The sequence below is a fragment of the Pararhizobium polonicum genome, from assembly GCF_001687365.1.
Lineage (GTDB): Bacteria > Pseudomonadota > Alphaproteobacteria > Rhizobiales > Rhizobiaceae > Pararhizobium > Pararhizobium polonicum.
Map to the genome: position 1 here is coordinate 13,548 of NZ_LGLV01000018.1, position 18,241 is coordinate 31,788.

General features: G+C 61.2%; 20 protein-coding genes. 7 read left to right on the plus strand and 13 right to left on the minus strand.

Going from position 1 to position 18,241, the window contains the following annotated elements; genetic code table 11:
• Nucleotides 1–25: 25 nt before the first annotated feature.
• Complete coding sequence (locus tag ADU59_RS24955; RefSeq protein ID WP_068957722.1) at nucleotides 26–475, plus strand: nucleoside deaminase; 450 nt, start codon at nucleotides 26–28, stop codon at nucleotides 473–475.
• 11 nt (nucleotides 476–486) lie between these two features.
• Here ADU59_RS24955 and ADU59_RS24960 read toward each other — a convergent pair whose 3' ends face one another.
• From ADU59_RS24960 to ileS, 3 genes are all read right to left on the minus strand, one after another.
• The gene (locus ADU59_RS24960) at nucleotides 487–987 is read right to left on the minus strand and encodes a GNAT family N-acetyltransferase (RefSeq protein ID WP_244506508.1); all 501 of its coding nucleotides are present in this window, start codon (nucleotides 985–987) and stop codon (nucleotides 487–489) included.
• Nucleotides 969–1,586: a hypothetical protein gene (locus tag ADU59_RS24965; protein WP_068957726.1), complete on the minus strand. Its 618-nt coding sequence runs from the start codon at nucleotides 1,584–1,586 to the stop codon at nucleotides 969–971. Before ADU59_RS24965 ends, ADU59_RS24960 begins: the two co-directional genes overlap by 19 nt.
• Nucleotides 1,587–1,723: 137 nt before the next feature.
• Nucleotides 1,724–4,627 (minus strand): isoleucine--tRNA ligase, encoded by a 2,904-nt coding sequence (ileS, locus tag ADU59_RS24970; protein ID WP_068958010.1) that lies wholly within the window; start codon nucleotides 4,625–4,627, stop codon nucleotides 1,724–1,726.
• A 340-nt stretch (nucleotides 4,628–4,967) separates the two neighbouring features.
• Between ileS and ADU59_RS24975 the strand changes: the two genes are divergently transcribed.
• Nucleotides 4,968–5,219 carry a DUF1902 domain-containing protein gene (locus tag ADU59_RS24975; RefSeq protein WP_068957728.1) on the plus strand — a complete coding sequence of 84 codons (252 nt, stop codon included), beginning with the start codon at nucleotides 4,968–4,970 and terminating at the stop codon, nucleotides 5,217–5,219.
• Between the two features lie 213 nt (nucleotides 5,220–5,432).
• Here ADU59_RS24975 and ADU59_RS24980 read toward each other — a convergent pair whose 3' ends face one another.
• From ADU59_RS24980 to ADU59_RS25000, 5 genes are all read right to left on the minus strand, one after another.
• Nucleotides 5,433–5,672 (minus strand): BrnA antitoxin family protein, encoded by a 240-nt coding sequence (locus ADU59_RS24980; protein WP_068957730.1) that lies wholly within the window; start codon nucleotides 5,670–5,672, stop codon nucleotides 5,433–5,435.
• Between the two features lie 12 nt (nucleotides 5,673–5,684).
• Nucleotides 5,685–6,683: a bifunctional riboflavin kinase/FAD synthetase gene (locus ADU59_RS24985; protein WP_068958012.1), complete on the minus strand. Its 999-nt coding sequence runs from the start codon at nucleotides 6,681–6,683 to the stop codon at nucleotides 5,685–5,687.
• Nucleotides 6,684–6,731: 48 nt separating this feature from the next.
• Entirely contained in the window at nucleotides 6,732–7,580 is an 849-nt protein-coding gene (locus ADU59_RS24990) for a TIGR01459 family HAD-type hydrolase (RefSeq protein ID WP_068957732.1), read from the minus strand.
• A gap of 123 nt (nucleotides 7,581–7,703) precedes the next feature.
• Nucleotides 7,704–9,074 carry a chromate efflux transporter gene (gene chrA, locus ADU59_RS24995; RefSeq protein WP_068957733.1) on the minus strand — a complete coding sequence of 457 codons (1,371 nt, stop codon included), beginning with the start codon at nucleotides 9,072–9,074 and terminating at the stop codon, nucleotides 7,704–7,706.
• Nucleotides 9,067–9,900: a chromate resistance protein ChrB domain-containing protein gene (locus tag ADU59_RS25000; protein WP_068957735.1), complete on the minus strand. Its 834-nt coding sequence runs from the start codon at nucleotides 9,898–9,900 to the stop codon at nucleotides 9,067–9,069. Before ADU59_RS25000 ends, chrA begins: the two co-directional genes overlap by 8 nt.
• A 269-nt stretch (nucleotides 9,901–10,169) precedes the next feature.
• Here ADU59_RS25000 and groES point away from each other — a divergent pair, with 269 nt between their 5' ends.
• Together groES and groL are read left to right on the plus strand one after the other, a co-directional pair.
• Nucleotides 10,170–10,466, plus strand: a complete 297-nt coding sequence (gene groES / locus ADU59_RS25005) for a co-chaperone GroES (RefSeq protein WP_068957737.1) — start codon at nucleotides 10,170–10,172, stop codon at nucleotides 10,464–10,466.
• 67 nt (nucleotides 10,467–10,533) lie between these two features.
• Complete coding sequence (gene groL / locus ADU59_RS25010) at nucleotides 10,534–12,177, plus strand: chaperonin GroEL (protein ID WP_068957739.1); 1,644 nt, start codon at nucleotides 10,534–10,536, stop codon at nucleotides 12,175–12,177.
• Nucleotides 12,178–12,226: 49 nt separating this feature from the next.
• Here the strand turns inward: groL and ADU59_RS30415 are convergent, their stop codons facing one another.
• Complete coding sequence (locus ADU59_RS30415; protein WP_139093219.1) at nucleotides 12,227–12,562, minus strand: hypothetical protein; 336 nt, start codon at nucleotides 12,560–12,562, stop codon at nucleotides 12,227–12,229.
• A 318-nt stretch (nucleotides 12,563–12,880) separates the two neighbouring features.
• Here ADU59_RS30415 and ADU59_RS25015 point away from each other — a divergent pair, with 318 nt between their 5' ends.
• Nucleotides 12,881–13,330, plus strand: a complete 450-nt coding sequence (locus tag ADU59_RS25015) for a hypothetical protein (RefSeq protein ID WP_068958014.1) — start codon at nucleotides 12,881–12,883, stop codon at nucleotides 13,328–13,330.
• Between the two features lie 9 nt (nucleotides 13,331–13,339).
• On the opposite strand, the gene ADU59_RS25020 is transcribed toward ADU59_RS25015, so the two are convergent.
• The gene (locus ADU59_RS25020; protein ID WP_068957741.1) at nucleotides 13,340–14,557 is read right to left on the minus strand and encodes an NAD(P)/FAD-dependent oxidoreductase; all 1,218 of its coding nucleotides are present in this window, start codon (nucleotides 14,555–14,557) and stop codon (nucleotides 13,340–13,342) included.
• Between the two features lie 93 nt (nucleotides 14,558–14,650).
• Nucleotides 14,651–15,358 (minus strand): glutathione binding-like protein, encoded by a 708-nt coding sequence (locus tag ADU59_RS25025; RefSeq protein ID WP_068957743.1) that lies wholly within the window; start codon nucleotides 15,356–15,358, stop codon nucleotides 14,651–14,653.
• A 188-nt stretch (nucleotides 15,359–15,546) separates the two neighbouring features.
• Between ADU59_RS25025 and ADU59_RS25030 the strand changes: the two genes are divergently transcribed.
• Both ADU59_RS25030 and ADU59_RS25035 read left to right on the plus strand, forming a co-directional pair.
• Entirely contained in the window at nucleotides 15,547–15,810 is a 264-nt protein-coding gene (locus ADU59_RS25030; protein ID WP_068957745.1) for a ribbon-helix-helix domain-containing protein, read from the plus strand.
• A 6-nt stretch (nucleotides 15,811–15,816) separates the two neighbouring features.
• On the plus strand, nucleotides 15,817–16,140 hold the full coding sequence (locus ADU59_RS25035) for a type II toxin-antitoxin system RelE/ParE family toxin (RefSeq protein ID WP_068957747.1): 324 nt from the start codon (nucleotides 15,817–15,819) through the stop codon (nucleotides 16,138–16,140).
• Between the two features lie 53 nt (nucleotides 16,141–16,193).
• Here ADU59_RS25035 and hisG read toward each other — a convergent pair whose 3' ends face one another.
• A complete protein-coding gene (gene hisG / locus ADU59_RS25040; protein WP_068957749.1) occupies nucleotides 16,194–16,892 on the minus strand; it encodes an ATP phosphoribosyltransferase in 699 nt (232 codons plus the stop codon).
• Nucleotides 16,889–18,040, minus strand: a complete 1,152-nt coding sequence (locus tag ADU59_RS25045) for an ATP phosphoribosyltransferase regulatory subunit (protein ID WP_068957751.1) — start codon at nucleotides 18,038–18,040, stop codon at nucleotides 16,889–16,891. The genes hisG and ADU59_RS25045 overlap by 4 nt, the downstream gene beginning before the upstream one ends.
• Between the last annotated feature and the right edge of the window lie 201 nt (nucleotides 18,041–18,241).

An 18,241-nucleotide genomic window follows, 5' to 3' on the forward strand; every position in this document is an offset into this window, starting at 1 on the left:
AGAGAAATTATCACGGGTCTCAACGATGGCTGAAACGAGCCGCTTCATGGATTTGGCCTTATCGGAGGCGCGGCTGGCGGCAGCGCGCGGCGAAGTACCGGTTGGTGCCGTTCTGGTCGTCAATGGCAAGATCATTGCCAGCGCCGGAAACCGCACGCGCGAACGCAACGATGTCACCGCGCATGCCGAGATCGAAGTGATCCGCGAGGCTGCCAGCGCCATCGGTGCCGAACGGCTTGGTGGAGCCGATCTCTACGTGACGCTGGAGCCCTGCACCATGTGCGCGGCCGCCATTTCGTTTGCCCGGCTGCGCCGGCTTTACTACGGTGCCGAAGATCCGAAAGGCGGCGGCGTCGACAATGGCGTGCGCTTTTTCAACCAGCCGACCTGCCATCATGCGCCGGATGTCTATTCCGGTCTTTCCGGCCGGAGTGCGGCCGAAATCCTCAAGGAATTCTTTGCCGTAAGGCGCTGAGCCGAACAGCCTCAGCCGGCGGCAAAGGTTTCCAGTGCCGCACCCGACAGACGATAGCGTGTCCATTCCGTCAGGGGTTCGGCACCGATCGCCTCATAGGCCCGGATGGCCGGCTCGTTCCAGTCGAGCACGCTCCACTCGAACCGGCCGCATCCCTTTTCCACCGCGATCCGCGCCAGATGGCGCAGCATCAGGCGTCCGGCCCCCGATCCGCGCTGATCCGGTGTGATGTAAAGGTCTTCGAGATAAAGGCCGTTGCGCGCCAGCCATGTGGAATAGCTGAAGAACCAGATGGCGAAACCGACCGGCACGCCGTCGCGTTCGCAAATCGCCGCCTGCGACACGGAATTCGGACCGAACAGCGAAGAGGTGACCGACTGGACGGTCGCCTCGACCTCGTGTCCGGCTTTTTCGTAGATTGCCAGTTCGGTGATGAAGCGCAGGATGGTGCCTGCGTCCTCCGGCGTCGCCTTGCGGACTTCAAACAGCGGCATCAGAAAATCTGGTACCATTTCTTGCCGCTGCCCTGGATCGCGGCTTCCTTCTTGCGGCGGCGTTCCTTGACCTGCTCCGGCTCGCCGAGATCCGCCGTCGCCTCTTCCGGCAGCTTGCGGTATTCGAGCGGCGGATCGCTCAGGAAGCGGCGCTTGTCGGCATAGGCGCCCATCTGGATCTTGCGGGCGTCACGGTAGGCCTGGGTCTGTTCGGCCGTCGTCAGCTTGCGGCCATTGGCGCTCGATTTGGCCAGCGGCGAAACATAGCTCGGATTATCGGCGTTGGCATCGGCTTCCTCGCGCAGACGCTGGCGCGTCTCCTCCGGGGATTCGATCCATTGCGGATTGTCTTTGGTGGCCATATTTTGCTGCGGCTGAACCAATTGCGCGGTTTCGCCCGAAGGCGGCAGCACGAGGCCGGGGCGCGGCTGGTATTTGACGTTTTTCGGCTTCTCAGCTTGAAGGCTGACTGCGCTTCCGAGGCCGTCGATCAGCTGCTCGCCGGCGGTCTTGTCCGTCCCGTAGGTCGGGCCGCCGATGCAGCCGGTCAGAACGAGGCTGCCAGCCATGATACCGAATAGACCGGCATACACTCGAAACTCTCGCGTCATTCCCATGAAAACCCTTCCAGCAGCGCCGGCACGATCGATATCTCAAGGCGGCATTGCTGCGCCCATGACGGATAAATCCGCCGATTTTCAGGCAGGTTTACCGGATGAACCGCAATTACGCAATTCATCCGGTAAACAATCCCTTAAGAAGCGTATCCGAGTTCGCGCAGCGCTGCCGCGTCACGGGCGGATACGTCCGGGAATGCCGCATCGGTGCCGACATCGGCGGTGATGCGCCAGGAGCGGGCGCATTTGACACCTTCGGCCAGCACCGGCTCGACGCTGACGGAGGCGACATCGTCCAGCCGGAAGGCATCCGCCGGGCCGCTATCGGCAACGATGGTGACCGCCGAGGTGATGCAGATTTCCGCCAGATCCTCGCCCTCGATCGCCGCTAGCAGATCGGCATCGCCGACATGGACGACGGGAGCCGCTTCGAGCGAGGAACCGATACGCTTGTCGCGGCGCTCGACTTCGAGTGCGCCGGTGACGACCTTGCGCACGGTACGGATCTTCTTCCACTTCTCGGCCAGAGCCTCGTCGCGCCACTCGCCCGGGACCAGCGGGAACTGTTCCAGATGGACGGAGACGGCCGACGGATCACGCGACAGCCAGGCTTCTTCCGTGGTGAACGGAAGCACCGGGGCAAGCCAGGTGACAAGGCAATCGAACAGCTTGCGGATGACCGACAGGCTGGCACGGCGGCGCAGGCTCGACGGCGCGTCGCAATAGAGCGCGTCCTTGCGGATATCGAAGTAGAAGGCCGACAGCTCGATATTCGAGAAGTCGATCAGGGCACGGGCAATGCGCTTGAAATCGAAGGCGTCGTAACCTTCGCGCACGGTCTGGTCGAGTTCCGACAGGCGGTGCAGCATCAGGCGCTCGAGTTCAGGCATATCGGCAAAGGCGATGTCCTCACCCTTGTCGTGCGCCAGCGTGCCGAGCATCCAGCGGATGGTGTTGCGCAGCTTGCGATAGCTGTCGATATTGGTCTGGATGATCGCCTTGCCGAGACGCTGGTCTTCCCAGTAATCGGTGGTGGCGACCCAGAGGCGCAGGATATCGGCGCCGGATTCCTTCATCACGTCCTGCGGGGCAACGACATTGCCCTTGGACTTCGACTGTTTCTCGCCCTTCTCGTCCATCGTAAACCCGTGGGTAACGACGGCATTGTAAGGCGCACGGCCGCGCGTGGCGCAGCTTTCCAGCAGCGACGAATGGAACCAGCCACGATGCTGGTCGGAGCCTTCGAGATAGACATCGGCCGGCCACTTCATATCCGGGCGATCTTCCAGCGTGAAGGTGTGCGTGCAGCCACTGTCGAACCAGACATCGAGGATATCGCGCACCTGCGTCCACTTGGCATGGTCGTGATCCTTGCCGAGGAAGCGGTCCTTGGCGCCTTCGGCAAACCATGCGTCCGCGCCTTCGGCCTCGAAGGCCTCGATGATGCGGGCGTTGACGGCCTCATCCACAAGGACCTCGCCCTGCTCGTCGGCAAAGACGGCGATCGGCACGCCCCAGGCGCGCTGGCGCGACAGCACCCAGTCGGGGCGGTTTTCGATCATGGCGCGCAGGCGGTTCTGGCCGGCTGCCGGCACGAAACGGGTGTTGTCGATGGCGGACAGGGCGCGCGAGCGCAGCGTCGTGCCGTCGGCAAGGTCCTTGTCCATGTAGACGAACCATTGCGGCGTGTTGCGGAAGATGATCGGCTTCTTCGAGCGCCAGCTATGGGGATAGCTGTGCTTCAGGCGGCCACGGGCAAACAGGTTCTTCGCCTCGATCAGCGCCTTGATGATGAGATCGTTGGCATTGCCCTTCTTGCCGTTGTCATCCATGACGCGGCCGGCACCGCCCTCGCGATCCGGGCCGAAGCCGGGCGCGTCAGCCGTGTAGAAACCGGCATCATCGACGGTGAACGGGATCTTGGGCGAGATGCCGCGCGCCTCGAGAGCCCGGACGTTGTTCATCCAGGCTTCAAAGTCGTCGGCACCATGGCCGGGCGCGGTGTGGACAAAGCCGGTACCGGCATCGTCGGTGACGTGATCGCCGGAAAGCAGCGGAACCTTGAAGCTGTAGCCGAGGGCGGCCAGCGGATGGGCGCAGGTGATCGCACCCAACTCTTCCGCCGTAACCTCGCGAAGCAGCTTGAGCGTAACCTTCGCCTTCGCAGCGCATTCATCGGCAAGGCGCGTCGCGAAGATCAGCTTTTCGCCCGGCTGCGGGCCAAAATCGTTTTCGGCGCTCTCGACCTCGAACAGACCATAGGGATACCGCGCCGAGTAAGCGATCGCACGGTTGCCCGGGATGGTCCACGGAGTCGTGGTCCAGATGACGACCGAGGCATCCTTGAGGCTTTCAGGCCCTTCCTGCACCGGGAACTTCACCCAGATCGTGTCGCTCTCGATATCGGCATACTCGACCTCGGCTTCCGCCAGCGCCGTGCGCTCGACCACCGACCACATGATCGGCTTGGAGCCGCGATAGAGCTGGCCGGTCTTGGCGATCTTCAACAGTTCGCCGGCGATGCGGGCCTCAGAGTGGAAGGCCATCGTCGTATAGGGATTGTCGAAATCGCCCTCGATACCGAGGCGCTTGAATTCTTCCGACTGGATCTTGATCCAGCCCGCGGCGAAGTCGCGGCATTCCTGGCGGAACTCGTTGACCGGAACCTCGTCCTTGTTCTTGCCCCTGGCGCGGTAGGCTTCCTCGATCTTCCATTCGATCGGCAGGCCGTGGCAGTCCCAGCCCGGAACGTAGTTCGAGTCATAGCCGCGCATCTGGAACGAGCGGGTGATGACGTCTTTCAGGATCTTGTTGAGCGCGTGGCCGATATGGATGTTGCCGTTGGCATAGGGCGGGCCGTCATGCAGCACGAATTTTTCGCGGCCGGCGGCGGACGCGCGCAGCTTCTTGTAGAGCCCCATCTTCTGCCAGCGGGCAACCGTTTCCGGCTCCTTCTGCGGCAGGCCGGCGCGCATCGGGAATTCGGTTTCCGGCAGGTAGAGGGTCTTGGAATAATCGAGTTTTTCGGAGGTATCGGTCATGGTTTCAGCAATCATATCTGGGCGCGTGTCGCCGCGCATGCGAACGGGATATCATAAGGGAAACGGTGGCGCTCGTGTCGAACGCCGAAAACCCGGACCTTCCGGCGGCTATCAAAGCGCTGGGAAGGCCGGGCCAATAATTCGCTGATCGCGTATCAATCGACGATATCGGGTCATGGTGGCCGGTTGTTTAAGCGGTTTTTGCGCGAAAAGGAAGATGACAATGGCAAAGTTTCAAAGAACGATGTGGTTGATGGCGATGGAATGCAATTTCCGGCGTATTATATGATATTGGATCCGGTAACGCGATATCCACGGCACGTTCGATGCGGAGCAGCAGATGGTCAAACGGACTTTTTTTGTAAAGGCGGTCTGGGACGCCGACGCGAAGGTCTTCTATTCGGAAAGCGACATCGAAGGTTTCCACATCGAAGCCGACACAGTCGATGAGTTCGAAGAGATAATCTTCGACACGGCAATAGACCTGATCGTCGCCAACCACATGAGCCTGCCCGACCTTGCCGACACGCCGTTGCGCGACCTCATTCCGGCCATTCTCTGGCAGAGGCCAGAGGTTCCGGCGGCGGCATAATGGCGCAAGGATAGTAAGATCGTCTGCGATATCCTTCTTGCTCTCGGCTATGAATACCTGACGAATGCGAAGGGCTCGCACGAAAAATGGCAATCGCGCGCAACAGGCAAAATGGTGCTCGTTCCGCGAAACTTGAAAAGCCGGCATACTGCGAACGCCATCCTCAAGACAGCGGGTTCCGACCGCAAACTTTGAGCCGGCTTTCGTGCCTTCTCAGTCCTTCGGCTTCGCCAGCATTACCGTCCGCAGCGCATCGTTGATGCGATCCTGCCAGCCAGGGCCGTCATCCTGGAAATAGTGCAGCACGGCGCTGTCGAGCTTCAGTGATACGAGCTCTTTCGTTTCCGGCAGGGCGCGCCGTTCGACGGCGGGCGCGGCCGGTTTCTTCACCGGCTTGAACAGGGCTTCTGCGGCATCCATGGCGCTGACGGGCCGGCGGGGCGTGGTGGCCATCGAGGTGATCCTTTAAGGGGTTTTATCCGAAGCGAAGGCGATCTTGCCGTCGATCATACTGAGCGGGTTGACGCCGGATAGCAACGCGCGCGCTTCCGCGTCGTCCTGCTTCATCTGCACCACCAGCGGATCCAGGCCATCGAATTTCAGCTCGTCGCGCAGATGGCCGAAGAAGGAAACCGAACAGATTTCGCCATAGAGATCGCCGGAAAAATCGAAGACGAAGGTTTCGAGCAGGGCAATGCCGTTGCTGTCGACCGTCGGGCGCTTACCGAAGCTGGCAACACCGTCGTGGACGCTGCCATCGGGCCGGCGGAAGCGGACGGCATAGATGCCGTTCCTCAGTTCCACTTCCGGCGGAAGCTGCATATTGGCGGTGGGATAGCCGAGTGTGCGGCCGAGCTTCTTGCCGTCGATCACTTCGGCTTCCACCGTATAGCGGTAGCCGAGCAGACCTGCGGCATGAGACACATCGCCCTCGCCCAGAAGCGCGCGGATGTGGCTGGACGAGATCACCGAGGCATTTTCGTCCCTGAAGGCATCGACCAGCGTCACGCCAAACCCGTTTTCGCCACCGGCGGCCATCAAGAAGGCCGGGCCACCTTCCCTGCCCTTGCCGAAATGGAAATCGAAGCCGGTGACCACATGGCTGGCATGCAGCCAGTCCATCAGCACGGAGCGGATGAAATCGGAGGCGGTCAATTCGGAGAAGGTGCGATCGAACGGATATTCAATAACGGCGGAAAAACCCATGCCTTCGAGAATGCGGGCCTTGAGCGGCGCCGGCGTCAGGCGGAACACCGGCTGGTCGGGCCGAAAGACGCTGCGCGGATGCGGCTCGAAGGTCAGCACCAGGGCGGGAACGCCGCGCGCCCGGGCCTCCTCCAGCGCCCGGTTGAGGACCGATTGATGGCCGCGATGCACACCGTCGAAATTGCCGATGGCGATGACACCGCCGCGCAAAGCTTGCGGCAGGGGTTCGCGGGTCTCGTTGCGATGGAAAACCGTCATATCCGTCACGCCAGTCATCTCTTATGCCGTTCGATCACGCCACATCCGTTACGCCAGTCTGGGCATCCACCATTTCGGCGTGGCGCCCTCGCTTTTCAAGAATGCCGTCAGCTTGGCTTCGTCGGTCTTTTCGGCTGCCATATATTCGGCCGCATGGATGCCGGCGCTGATATAGAGGATATCGAGGCCGAAATCCTGCGCGCCCTTGACGTCCGTCGGCATGCCGTCGCCCACCGCGATCACCCGCGTGAGGTCGAGCCCGCCGCGAACCGCCTTGGCTTCGGACAGCGACGCGCGATAGATCGGCACATAGGGCTTGCCGGAGATCCGGGTTTCGCCGCCGAGTTCCTCGTAGACCTTGGCGATGGCGCCGGCGCAGGGAATGAGCTTGTGGCCGCGCTCGACCACGAGATCCGGATTGGCGCAGATGAACGGCACCTTGCGCTTGGCCATGCCCGACAGCGTCGCCCGGTAATCGTCGGCCGTTTCGGTTTCATCATCGAAGAAGCCGGCGCAGACGATGATTTCGGCCTCCTCGGACGACACCATGCTGACGCCGAGGCCTTCGAGCAGCGGAAAATCCTTCTCCGCGCCGATGAAATAGATTTTCTTCGGCCCGGCCGAAATCAGCGCACGGGTGACATCGCCTGATGTGACGATCCGGTCGTAGGCCGTATCCGGCACGCCAAGGCCGCGGATCTGGACGATGACGCCGGGATGCGGGCGCGGCGAATTGGTGATGAGAACGACGGTCAGGCCCCGGGCGCGCGCCTCGGTCAGCGCTTCGCAAGCTCCCTTGAAGGCCTCGACACCGTTGTGCAGCACGCCCCAGACATCGCACAGCACGACATCGTAGCGGCTGGCGATATCGCGAAAACTGTTGATCCGAACGGCCATGCTGGTTTCCCGCAGAAAAAATTGGTCGGGGTGACATCGCAGGCAGGCGTAAAAAACACAAGTCTCCATCGGGAAAATGGCGGCCGAATTCCAAGGTTTCCGGCGTGGAATTCGACGGAACCGCTAAAATCCGCGGATCAGCCAGCCGGCGGCCGCGCAGACGGCAAGCGTCGTCACGACGCCCTGCCGGAAGCGAAAGAGCAGCAATGCCGCCAGAAGCGCCAGGAAAAATGCCGGCAGCTGGAAGGTCTGCCAGACCGGCAGCGGCATCGAGATCGGCCCGGCCGCCGACCGGTTTACCACGGCGAACAGAACATGGAGGCCGAACCAGACGGCCAGATTGAGAATGACGCCGGTGACCGCCGCCGAGATTGCCGCCAGCGCCCCCGACAGCGCCCTGTTGTTGCGCAGGGTCTCGACATAGGGGGCACCGAGAAAGATCCACAGGAAGCACGGCACGAAGGTCACCCATGTCGCCAGTGTGCCTCCCAGCAAACCGGCTGAGAGAGGATCAAGGCCGAGCGGGGCGCGAAAGGCGGCCATGAAGCCGACAAAGCTCAAGACCAGAACCAGCGGTCCCGGCGTCGTTTCGGCCAGCGCCAGGCCATCCAGCATTTCGCCGGGCTTCAGCCAGTGATAGGTCTCGACCGCCTGCTGCGCCACGTAAGCGAGTACGGCATAGGCGCCGCCGAAGGTCACCACCGCCATCTTCGAGAAGAACAGACCGATGGTGGTATAGACGTTATCAAAACCGAGCACTCCGCCGATGAGAACGAAAGGTGCGATCCAGAGCGCCAGCCAGGCGGCGAGAACCCGGAATGTCCGGCTCCAGGACGACACGATGTCGGGAAAATTGCTGTCGATGACGGACGGCCGGTCGGCAAGCGCCTGTTTGGCCGCTGCGGCAACCGCTTTTTCGCCCGCTGCCGGCTGCAGGCGCGTGGCGACATAGCCGGCGACACCGGCCGCCAGCACGACGAGCGGAAACGGCAGATCGAACAGGAACAAGGCGGAAAAGGCAAGCGCCGCGACGGTGAGCGCAAAGCCGGTCTTCAGCGCCCGGCGGCCAACGCGGATGACCGCCTCGATGACGATGGCCAGCACTGCCGCCTTCAACCCGAAGAACAGGCCGGTGAGCCAGTCCGCCTCATGAAACACCGCATAGGCCGATGACAGGCCGAGGATGACGAAGAAACCCGGCAGGATGAACAGCATTCCGGCGACGATGCCGCCGCGCGTACCGTGCAGCAGCCAGCCGATATAGGTGGCAAGCTGCTGCGCCTCCGGACCTGGCAAAAGCATGCAGAAATTCAGCGCATGCAGAAACCGGCTCTCGGAGATCCAGCGACGCTCCTCCACCAGTTCCTTATGCATCAGGGCGATCTGACCCGCCGGCCCGCCGAAGCTCAACAGCCCGATCTTCGCCCAGACCCTGGCCGCCTCGGCGAATGTCGGATGCGGCGGTGGAAACGTAACCGCCACCGCCTCATTCATGATCCCTGCCCTTCTTCGGCACGTGCGAAATCCATTCGTGCTTTTCCTGCGTGGCATCGCGCGCCCAGCGGTAGAAGGCATCATAGAGCAGCATGCCCGCTTCCAGCTGCTCCAGATCATCGGAGAACATCCGCGAGAGACCGAGCGAGGCCGCGAGCAGGCCGGAGGCCTCGGGCGCCAGATCGAGGCGGTCGGTATCGGCGGCGCGAACGATCAGCGCCAGATGCTGAAGGGCGGGAAAGGACAGGCCGAACTCCGCGATCATCGTATCGAAGGTGCAGCCCTCGCCGCGATGGCTCCAGAACACACCCTCGACATCGAACGGCGTCGCTTCGAAACGGTCGGCAACGGCCTCCACTTCGGAAGGCGCAACGAAGAGAAAGGATGCGGCGGGATCGACGAAGCGGCGGACCAACCATGGACAGGCGATGCGGTCGATCTTGGGACGCGAGCGCGTCACCCAGACGGAGCCACTGCGGGTGTTCGCGCCGGGTATCGCTGCGACCGGGACGAGCGGCAGACCTGCTGCTGTCCAGGCTTCAACGCCCCCTTCCAGACTCTCGGCCTGGGCACCGGCATGCCGCAGCCAGGCGGCGACGCCCTCGCTGAGTTTCTTGCCCTTCTGGCAGACCACGACCACCCAGAGGCCGCGATATTCCGCCGCCCATTGCGATGCCGAGGCATAAGGGCGGCGCGTCGACGCAGGAAGAAGCGAGGGTAGTGCTGCGAAATCCTCATCGTCGCGCACATCGATGACGACCGGACCTTTCGGGGTTCCGGTCAGACGAGCGAGCTTTTCAACGGAAATGGAATTGTACGAGGCCATGATACGTCCCTTTTTTTTGTAAAGAGTGGACGCGAAATTCCGGCATGACGCCTCGTGGGGCATTCGCAGACCCCATGCAGCCGTTAAACAAAAAATAGCAATTCGAGTCAATCGGCGTTTCGATTTAAAAAAACGCGCTGTCTTGTTCTTGACTCATCTCCCGAGCATCCTTATCTCGGGGCCGCTAGCACTCAAGCAACAGGAGTGCTAACATCCATCCATCGGGTCGGTTCACGATCCGTGAAGTCATTTGATCGAGGGATTAGACAATGACAAGCACCAATTTCCGTCCTCTGCATGACCGCGTCGTCGTACGCCGTGTCGAGTCTGAAGCCAAGACCAAGGGCGGCATCATCATTCCGGATACCGCCAAGGAAAAGCCGCAGGAAGGCGAAATCGTCGCCGTCGGCACTGGCACCCGTGACGACAAGGGCGCCCTCGTTGCGCTCGACGTCAAGGCTGGCGATCGCGTTCTGTTCGGCAAGTGGTCGGGCACCGAAGTCAAGCTCAACGGCGAAGACCTTCTGATCATGAAGGAAGCCGACATCATGGGCATCATCGGCTGATCTGAGCCGCTGATCTTCACCTTCAATTCCAGAAAACCAATTGGGCACCAGCCCGGGAGTTTTTAACATGGCAGCCAAAGAAATTAAGTTCGGCCGCACCGCGCGCGAAAAGATGCTGCGCGGCGTCGACATCCTCGCAGACGCAGTGAAGGTAACGCTCGGTCCGAAGGGTCGTAACGTCATCATCGACAAGTCCTTCGGCGCACCGCGCATCACCAAGGACGGCGTTTCCGTCGCCAAGGAAATCGAACTCGAAGACAAGTTCGAAAACATGGGCGCCCAGATGGTCCGCGAAGTTGCTTCGAAGACCAACGACATCGCCGGCGACGGCACGACGACGGCGACCGTTCTGGCCCAGGCCATCGTTCGCGAAGGCGGCAAGGCCGTTGCCGCCGGCATGAACCCGATGGACCTGAAGCGCGGCATCGACCTCGCAGTCGCAGCCATCGTCAAGGACCTCGTTGCCAAGGCCAAGAAGATCAACACTTCGGAAGAAGTTGCCCAGGTCGGCACGATCTCCGCCAATGGCGAAAAGGAAATCGGCCAGTACATCGCTGAAGCGATGCAGAAGGTCGGCAATGAAGGCGTCATCACGGTTGAAGAAGCCAAGACCGCCGACACCGAACTCGAAGTCGTCGAGGGCATGCAGTTCGACCGCGGCTACCTCTCGCCCTACTTCGTGACCAATCCGGAAAAGATGGTTGCCGAGCTGGAAGACGCTTACATCCTTCTGCATGAGAAGAAGCTCTCCAACCTGCAGGCCATGCTTCCGGTTCTGGAAGCCGTCGTTCAGACCGGCAAGCCGCTCCTGATCATCTCGGAAGACGTCGAAGGCGAAGCTCTTGCAACGCTCGTCGTCAACAAGCTGCGCGGCGGCCTGAAGATTGCTGCCGTCAAGGCTCCGGGCTTCGGCGATCGCCGCAAGGCCATGCTCGAAGACATCGCCATCCTGACCGGTGGCCAGGTCATCTCCGAAGACATCGGCATCAAGCTGGAAAACGTCACGCTCGAAATGCTCGGCCGTGCGAAGAAGGTTTCGATCTCCAAGGAAAACACGACGATCGTCGACGGTTCCGGCAAGAAGGCCGAAATTGAAGGCCGCGTTGCGCAGATCAAGGGCCAGATCGAAGAAACCACATCCGACTACGACCGCGAAAAGCTGCAGGAACGTCTTGCCAAGCTCGCTGGCGGCGTTGCCGTCATCCGCGTCGGCGGTGCGACTGAAATCGAAGTCAAGGAAAAGAAGGACCGCATCGACGACGCGCTCAACGCAACGCGCGCTGCCGTTCAGGAAGGTATCGTCCCCGGCGGCGGTACGGCTCTGCTCCGCGCTTCGATCGTTCTCGACCTCAAGGGCGCCAACGACGACCAGACGGCCGGCATCAGCATCATCCGCAAGGCGCTTCAGTCGCTGGTTCGCCAGATCGCTGAAAACGCAGGCGACGAAGGCTCGATCATCGTTGGCAAGATCCTCGAAAGCAACACCGACAACTTCGGCTACAACGCCCAGACCGGCGAATTCGGCGACATGATCGCCATGGGTATCGTCGATCCGGTCAAGGTTGTCCGTACGGCTCTGCAGAACGCAGCTTCGGTTGCTTCGCTGCTGATCACCACGGAAGCCATGATTGCCGAACTGCCGAAGAAGGAAGCTGCCGGCGGCGGCATGCCTGACATGGGCGGCATGGGTGGCATGGGCGGCATGATGTAATAGGGCGTCTGCCTTATTACCAATGACGACCATACGACTTTCCCATGTTTCAAAGTGCTTCAGCGCGCCAGTCGCGCTGAAGGGACGGCATGGGTAGAATGATCAGATCAGCTCCGGTTTCCGGATTTGAGAAAAGGGCGGGCCGCAAGGTTCGCCCTTTTTGCTTGGCCACGCGCATTTCGCGCTGAATATCCCGAGAATGGTCCGCGCCTACGGTATTTGACCCATTGCCGAACCGCACGAGAATCATGTTCTGATTGCATCGTTCCTTGCCGCCACAATCCTGAGATATATTCCACGCATTGACTGCAAATTGTAAGATTTTTGTCAAAACACCATTGATGCGGGAGGAAAAGCAATTATAACAGCGCTCCAAGTGAACCATAGATTCACGGGGATCCAAAGCGCGGAAGAATTGACACTAAAAATGCTCGATTTTTACGTATTACCTATCTACAAAACATCACTTTGATCCCAATTCATAAAGCCTATCGATTTTTCTCGCATACAATTTGTTTCGTCTTGAGCACAAAAAACGGCCAAGACTTGAAAGTTGAGCTTTCTATCTCCTGCAGACGTCCGGATCGCGCAAAGTATATTTCGCGTCCTATCGCCTTGTTGAGACATGGAAATTGTTTCTTTCGAACCCTTAAGGGGAACAGACGAATGACGTTCGGACATTGCGCAGAGACCGGGGTTGGCCGTGTTTAAGATTGCAAGAGCAGGTCTTTCCCAGTCCCATTCTGCCAGTTCCTACTCCCTTGGTGAAAGCGGGCAGGAATTGCTCAGCCAATTCTGCTTTTCCGAGGGTTGGTCCGGGGATCTGTCGAACGGCCTGTTTCGCCTCGGCGAGAGTGCGGCGGCGATGCACGGCCTGCAGCAGACCGAATGCGGCCTGCTCAATCTCGTGCGTTGTTACGACAGCGCCGACCGCAACCATGTGCTGGCGCTTTTCGAGCAGGCGGCAACAACCGCCTCATCCTTCTGCTTCTCGACCACGATCATCCTGGCCTCCGGACAGAAACAGCCGGTCTTCTGCATCGGTGAATCGACAGGGCTGGAGCAGCGCTATTCCGGCGCCCTGCTCGGCGTCTTCTTCTTCCCCCGCTTCCAGCTGGAAGCCAAGGGGCGGGTCCTCAATCACCATCAATAGAACTGCCCTTTACGGCAGAAGCGTCTTCAGATCGGTCAGCGGGTTCTCAAGAGCCGCCCGGCCGGGCGTCAGGCCGAGATCGAGCAGTTTCTTGCCCGTCACATAGGCCTTCGCATCATTGAGCGCATCGACGGCGATCAGCTTGCCGTCGCGGAAATACCAGACCGAGACGCTGCCCTCGCGCTGGCCCTTGCGCACGACCGTCTCGTCGTGGCCGAAACCGAAGCCGGCGATCTGCAGCTTGACGTCATACTGATCCGACCAGAACCACGGCTTGGGATCGTAGGGCGCCTCTCCGCCGGCCAGCAGAGCTGCAACTGCCTCGGCCTGATCGACGGCATTCTGCACCGATTCCAGCCGGATGCGCATATCCTTCCAGGGCAGCACGGCGCAGTCGCCCATCGCATGGATGGCAGGATCGGAGGTGCGTCCGAAATGATCGACGACGATGCCGTTGGCAACCTCGATACCGGCATCCGCAGCCAGCGCATCGTTGGCGGTCACGCCGATGCCGACGATGACGAGATCGACCGGGATGGTCGAGCCATCGGTCAGTTCCGCCGCAGTTACCCGGCCATCGGTTCCGACCAGCCGGACAAGGCCGGTACCCTCGCGGATATCGACGCCCCGCGACGTGTGGATGTCTCTGACCAGAGTGGAGGTCGCAGCCGAGGCGACGCGCTGCAGGATGCGGTCGGCCATTTCGATGACGGTGACATCAAGCCCGCTCGAGCGCGCCACGGCGGCCGCTTCCAGGCCGATGTAACCGCCGCCGATGATCAGCGCATGTTTGCCGGGCTTCAGCTCGCCGGCCAGCCGGTCGGCGTCGGTGAAGTCGCGCACGACGAAGACACCTTCGAGATCGCCGCCAAGGCTGGCGGGCAGCTTTCGCGGCGTCGAGCCGGTGGCCAACGCCAGCACATCATACTCAAGCGTCGAGCTGTCGCTGAGGGTGACGGTTCTGGCGGCGCGGTCGATTGACGTCACCGCTGTCGACAGGCGGATATCGACATTGTGCTCGGCATACCAGCTTTCCGGCCGGTAGAGCAGCCGGTCGAGGTCCATTTCGCGCAGCAGGTATTTCTTCGAGAGCGGCGGACGCTGATAGGGGGGGCTTGCTTCGGCCGCGACGATCGTGATCGGCCGCTCATCCTTCAAAGCCCGGAGCTTGGCCACCAAAGCAAAGGCGGCCTGACCGCCGCCCACCACAACCAGTCTGCCTGTCACGTTTGTTCACCCGTCGAGAATGCTTCTTTTCCAAAGAAGTAGCCTGTCCGCCCGAGTGCCGTCAACTCGGGCGGACAATGGGAAAGGAGGCGATCAATCGCGCTTGGGAATGTCCATGCCCTTCTGTACGGCCGGGCGGGCAAGGGCACGGTCAACCCAGGCCATGACATTCGGGAAGCTTGCATATTCCAGCACATCGGCAGCGCCGTAGAATTTGCGGGCGCCTTCGATCCAGGAATACGTGGTGATATCGGCGATGGTATATTGATCGCCCATCAACCACTGACGGCCTTTAAGACGCGCCTCGAGCACGCCGAGCAGGCGCTTGGCTTCGTCGCGGTAACGCTCCACCGGATAGGAATTGTTGGCAACCTTGTCGGCGGCGAATTTGAAGAAATGGCCGAACTGCCCGAACATCGGGCCGACACCACCCATCTGGAACATCACCCAGCACAGCGTCTCATAGCGCCCGGCGGCATCGGCCGGAATGAGCTTGCCGGTCTTTTCGGCGAGATAGACCAGGATGGCGCCGGATTCGAACAGACCGATCGGCTTGCCGTCCGGGCCGTTGGGGTCGATGATCGCCGGAATGCGGCCGTTCGGATTGAGGGAGAGGAATTCCGGCGACTTCTGGTCGTTGGTGCCGAAGGAAACGAGGTGCGGCTCATAGGCCAGACCAAGCTCTTCCAGAGCGATGGAAATCTTGATGCCATTCGGCGTCGGCAGCGAATAGAGCTGGATGATATCGGGATTTTTGGCGGGCCAGCGGGTGGTGATCGGAAAGGAAGAGAGATCGGCCATGGAGAACTCCTTGAGATGGGTGCTCGAATATAGGACAGCCGTGTCCAGATTGTCAGGGCGGTGATGGGGCTTTTTGTCTGCAACTTTGAATCGGCTTGAAGCTCCCGCCAACGCCATCATCGGTGATAGGTTGCGAGCGGTAGCATTTTATCCTACTCTTATCCGCGAATAAGTTCAGGAGTCCTCCGATGGTCGAAAAGCTGAGTATTACGCTCCCCACCGAAATGGTCGATGCCATCAAAAGCCGCGTCGAAGCCGGATCCTATGCATCGACCAGCGAAGTCCTGCGCGAAGCGATGCGGACGTGGCTTCGTCTGGAAGAAGAGCACGAAGCGCGCATGGAAGGACTGCGTGCCCGCGTGCGTCGTTCTCTTGAAGACCCTCGGCCGAATTTGTCTGGCAAGCAGGTGCGGGAGCGGCTCAACGCGCTTTATGCAAAACACGGCAGCTGACGGGAAATGGAGCGTCTGCCGGTCGAGTACCGCCCCGAGGCTGTCGATGATATCGAGCAGCTTTTCAGCTACATACTCGAAACCAGTTTTGATGCGGTGACGGCAGCCCGCTTCATCGATCGTGTTTTCGAGCGCTGCGAGAAAATTGGAGACGCTCCCTTCGGCGGCGTTTCGAGAGACGATCTCGGTCCGGGCATCCGGAGTGTGCCCTTCGAAAGGAAGGCCGTCATTCTCTACGCCGTTCGCGACAGGACTGTCTGGATCACCAACATTTTCTCAGGCCGGCGCGACTACGCCACACTGCTGCGCCAGACGCCCACGGATGAATAACGATATATCCGGCGCAACCGGTGGCAAGGCTGGCATCGCTCTCTGCTGCGAACCTAACCGACAACCCCGCCAACCGCCTCGATAATCTTCGCCACCAGCGGATCGCCCGCATGCTCCGCCTTGCGAGCCCGCACGAGGCAGGCCTGCGACCGCAGCATGACCCCGTCCGACAGCACCTTCAGGTGGTTGGCCTTCAGCGTCGAGCCGGTCGAGCTGATGTCGACGATAATGTCCGCGGAACCCGAGGCCGGTGCGCCCTCGGTGGCGCCCAGACTTTCGACGATGCGGTAGAGCTGGATGCCGTGCTGGGCCGAGAAGAACTGCTGCGTCAGGCGCCAGTATTTGGTGGCGATCGCCAGCCGGCGGCCATGACGGGCGCGAAAATCGGCGGCGACATCGCCGAGGTCGGCCATGGTATCGACATCCAGCCAGATTTCCGGAACGGCGACAACGACATCGGCATGGCCGAAACCGAGACGGGCGCAGAATTCGACGCGGGCATCGGCTTCCGACAATCCCTCACGGATCAGGTCTTCGCCGGTGACGCCGAAATCGATCGAGCCGCTGCCGATCTCCCGGGAAATTTCCGACGCTGAAAGAAAGGCGATCTCGACATCATCGAGGCCTTCGACACGGCCGCGATAGGAGCGCTCATTGCCGACGGCGACGATCTTCAGGCCGGCCTTTTCGAAGATGGCGGACGCATCGTCCTTCATCCGGCCCTTGGAGGGCAGCGCGATGGTGATGGTCATTGGGCCGCCTCCCCTTGTTGCTTCGGCTGCGGCTCAGCCAGCGCCTGCTCCATCCGGTCGAGCCAGAGTGCGAAGCCGACAGCCGGAATGCGCTCTTTCGCGCCGAGCAGCGTCATCAGCCGGTCGAAACGGCCGCCGCCGGCCAGAACCGCCGGAGAGCCTTCGATGACGATCTCGAAAACCATGCCGGTATAATAGTCGAGCGGACGGCCGAAAGCGGCGCGGTAGGAGAGTAGCTTCGCGTCAACGCCGGCATTGCCGAGAGCTGCCACGCGCGCATCGAACCGCGACAGCGCGCCATCGAGCGTCAGCCCGGATTTTTCCGCAAACGCAAAAAGGGCTGCCGGCGCATCGGCAAGCGGCATGTTCAACGACAGGAATTCGCGCAGAACGGCGAGTGTGCGCCCGTCCAGCGCGGTCTTTTCCAGTGCCCGCTTCTCCTTCAGCCGTTCGGCGATTTCCCTGGGGCTGCGGCTGGCATTGGTGGAATAGCCGGTCGCCTCCATGGTGTCGTCGAGATGAGCAATCAGCGTGGCATCGTCGCCGGAAACCAGCAGCGCCTCGATTTCGGGGCTCAGGCCCGTCACCGGCTGCGGGCTCGACAGCCGCGTCAACAGGGCATCGATCTGCGCGGGGTTGCCGAAGGCGTGGATCAGGCGCTTCTGCCAGCCGGCGGGCAGACCACAGGCGGCAACGACGGCTTCGAACACCGATTGATCGCCGAGCGTCACGTCGAGCTTTTTGCCCGGCAGGCGCGCGGATAGGATCGCGATGGCGTCACCGATGGCGCGGGCGTCGGCGCTCGCCACATCCGTCTCGCCCAGATCCTCGATGCCGGCCTGGTAGAATTCGTTGGCGCCTTCGCGCCGCTGGCGGAAGATTTCGCCGAGATAGGAGTAACGCTGCGGCGTACCGGTGGCGGTCTCGATATGGCGCAGGCAGACGGGAATGGTGAATTCCGGGCGCAGGCAGAGGCTCTTGCCGGTTTCACTCTCGGTCATGAAGATGCGGCGGCGCAGGTCCTCGCCCGCCATGTCAAGGAACGGCTCGGCCGGCTGGATCACCGGCGTATCGACGTGCAGCGTTCCCAGCCGCTCGAAATCGGCCAAGAGGTCGGCTGCGAAGGTGGGGAGGTTGATCAGGGGCATGGGGAACTCGCGATGCAGGAAAGTGAGGAAAGGCCCCTCCCCAACCCTCCCCACAGGGGGGAGGGAGTCAATCTGCCGTACCCATCCTTTTTCATATTCAAATCCTGACACGTCGCAATCTGCGAAAGACCGCCGTGCCTGACAGACTGACGTCTTGCAGGTTTACCGATGAGATCGATTGCTTGGATTGCCGGAAACACT

Excerpts from the sequence above, each read along its gene's own strand:
- ADU59_RS24955 (WP_068957722.1), top strand. The coding sequence starts at position 26 with ATGGCTGAAACGAGCCGCTTCATGGATTTGGCCTTATCGGAGGCGCGG.
- ADU59_RS24960 (WP_244506508.1), bottom strand. The coding sequence starts at position 987 with ATGGTACCAGATTTTCTGATGCCGCTGTTTGAAGTCCGCAAGGCGACG.
- ADU59_RS24965 (WP_068957726.1), bottom strand. The coding sequence starts at position 1,586 with ATGGGAATGACGCGAGAGTTTCGAGTGTATGCCGGTCTATTCGGTATC.
- ileS (WP_068958010.1), bottom strand. The coding sequence starts at position 4,627 with ATGACCGATACCTCCGAAAAACTCGATTATTCCAAGACCCTCTACCTG.
- ADU59_RS24975 (WP_068957728.1), top strand. The coding sequence starts at position 4,968 with ATGGTCAAACGGACTTTTTTTGTAAAGGCGGTCTGGGACGCCGACGCG.
- ADU59_RS24980 (WP_068957730.1), bottom strand. The coding sequence starts at position 5,672 with ATGGCCACCACGCCCCGCCGGCCCGTCAGCGCCATGGATGCCGCAGAA.
- ADU59_RS24985 (WP_068958012.1), bottom strand. The coding sequence starts at position 6,683 with ATGACGGTTTTCCATCGCAACGAGACCCGCGAACCCCTGCCGCAAGCT.
- ADU59_RS24990 (WP_068957732.1), bottom strand. The coding sequence starts at position 7,580 with ATGGCCGTTCGGATCAACAGTTTTCGCGATATCGCCAGCCGCTACGAT.
- chrA (WP_068957733.1), bottom strand. The coding sequence starts at position 9,074 with ATGAATGAGGCGGTGGCGGTTACGTTTCCACCGCCGCATCCGACATTC.
- ADU59_RS25000 (WP_068957735.1), bottom strand. The coding sequence starts at position 9,900 with ATGGCCTCGTACAATTCCATTTCCGTTGAAAAGCTCGCTCGTCTGACC.
- groES (WP_068957737.1), top strand. The coding sequence starts at position 10,170 with ATGACAAGCACCAATTTCCGTCCTCTGCATGACCGCGTCGTCGTACGC.
- groL (WP_068957739.1), top strand. The coding sequence starts at position 10,534 with ATGGCAGCCAAAGAAATTAAGTTCGGCCGCACCGCGCGCGAAAAGATG.
- ADU59_RS30415 (WP_139093219.1), bottom strand. The coding sequence starts at position 12,562 with ATGGTTCACTTGGAGCGCTGTTATAATTGCTTTTCCTCCCGCATCAAT.
- ADU59_RS25025 (WP_068957743.1), bottom strand. The coding sequence starts at position 15,358 with ATGGCCGATCTCTCTTCCTTTCCGATCACCACCCGCTGGCCCGCCAAA.
- ADU59_RS25030 (WP_068957745.1), top strand. The coding sequence starts at position 15,547 with ATGGTCGAAAAGCTGAGTATTACGCTCCCCACCGAAATGGTCGATGCC.
- ADU59_RS25035 (WP_068957747.1), top strand. The coding sequence starts at position 15,817 with ATGGAGCGTCTGCCGGTCGAGTACCGCCCCGAGGCTGTCGATGATATC.
- hisG (WP_068957749.1), bottom strand. The coding sequence starts at position 16,892 with ATGACCATCACCATCGCGCTGCCCTCCAAGGGCCGGATGAAGGACGAT.
- ADU59_RS25045 (WP_068957751.1), bottom strand. The coding sequence starts at position 18,040 with ATGCCCCTGATCAACCTCCCCACCTTCGCAGCCGACCTCTTGGCCGAT.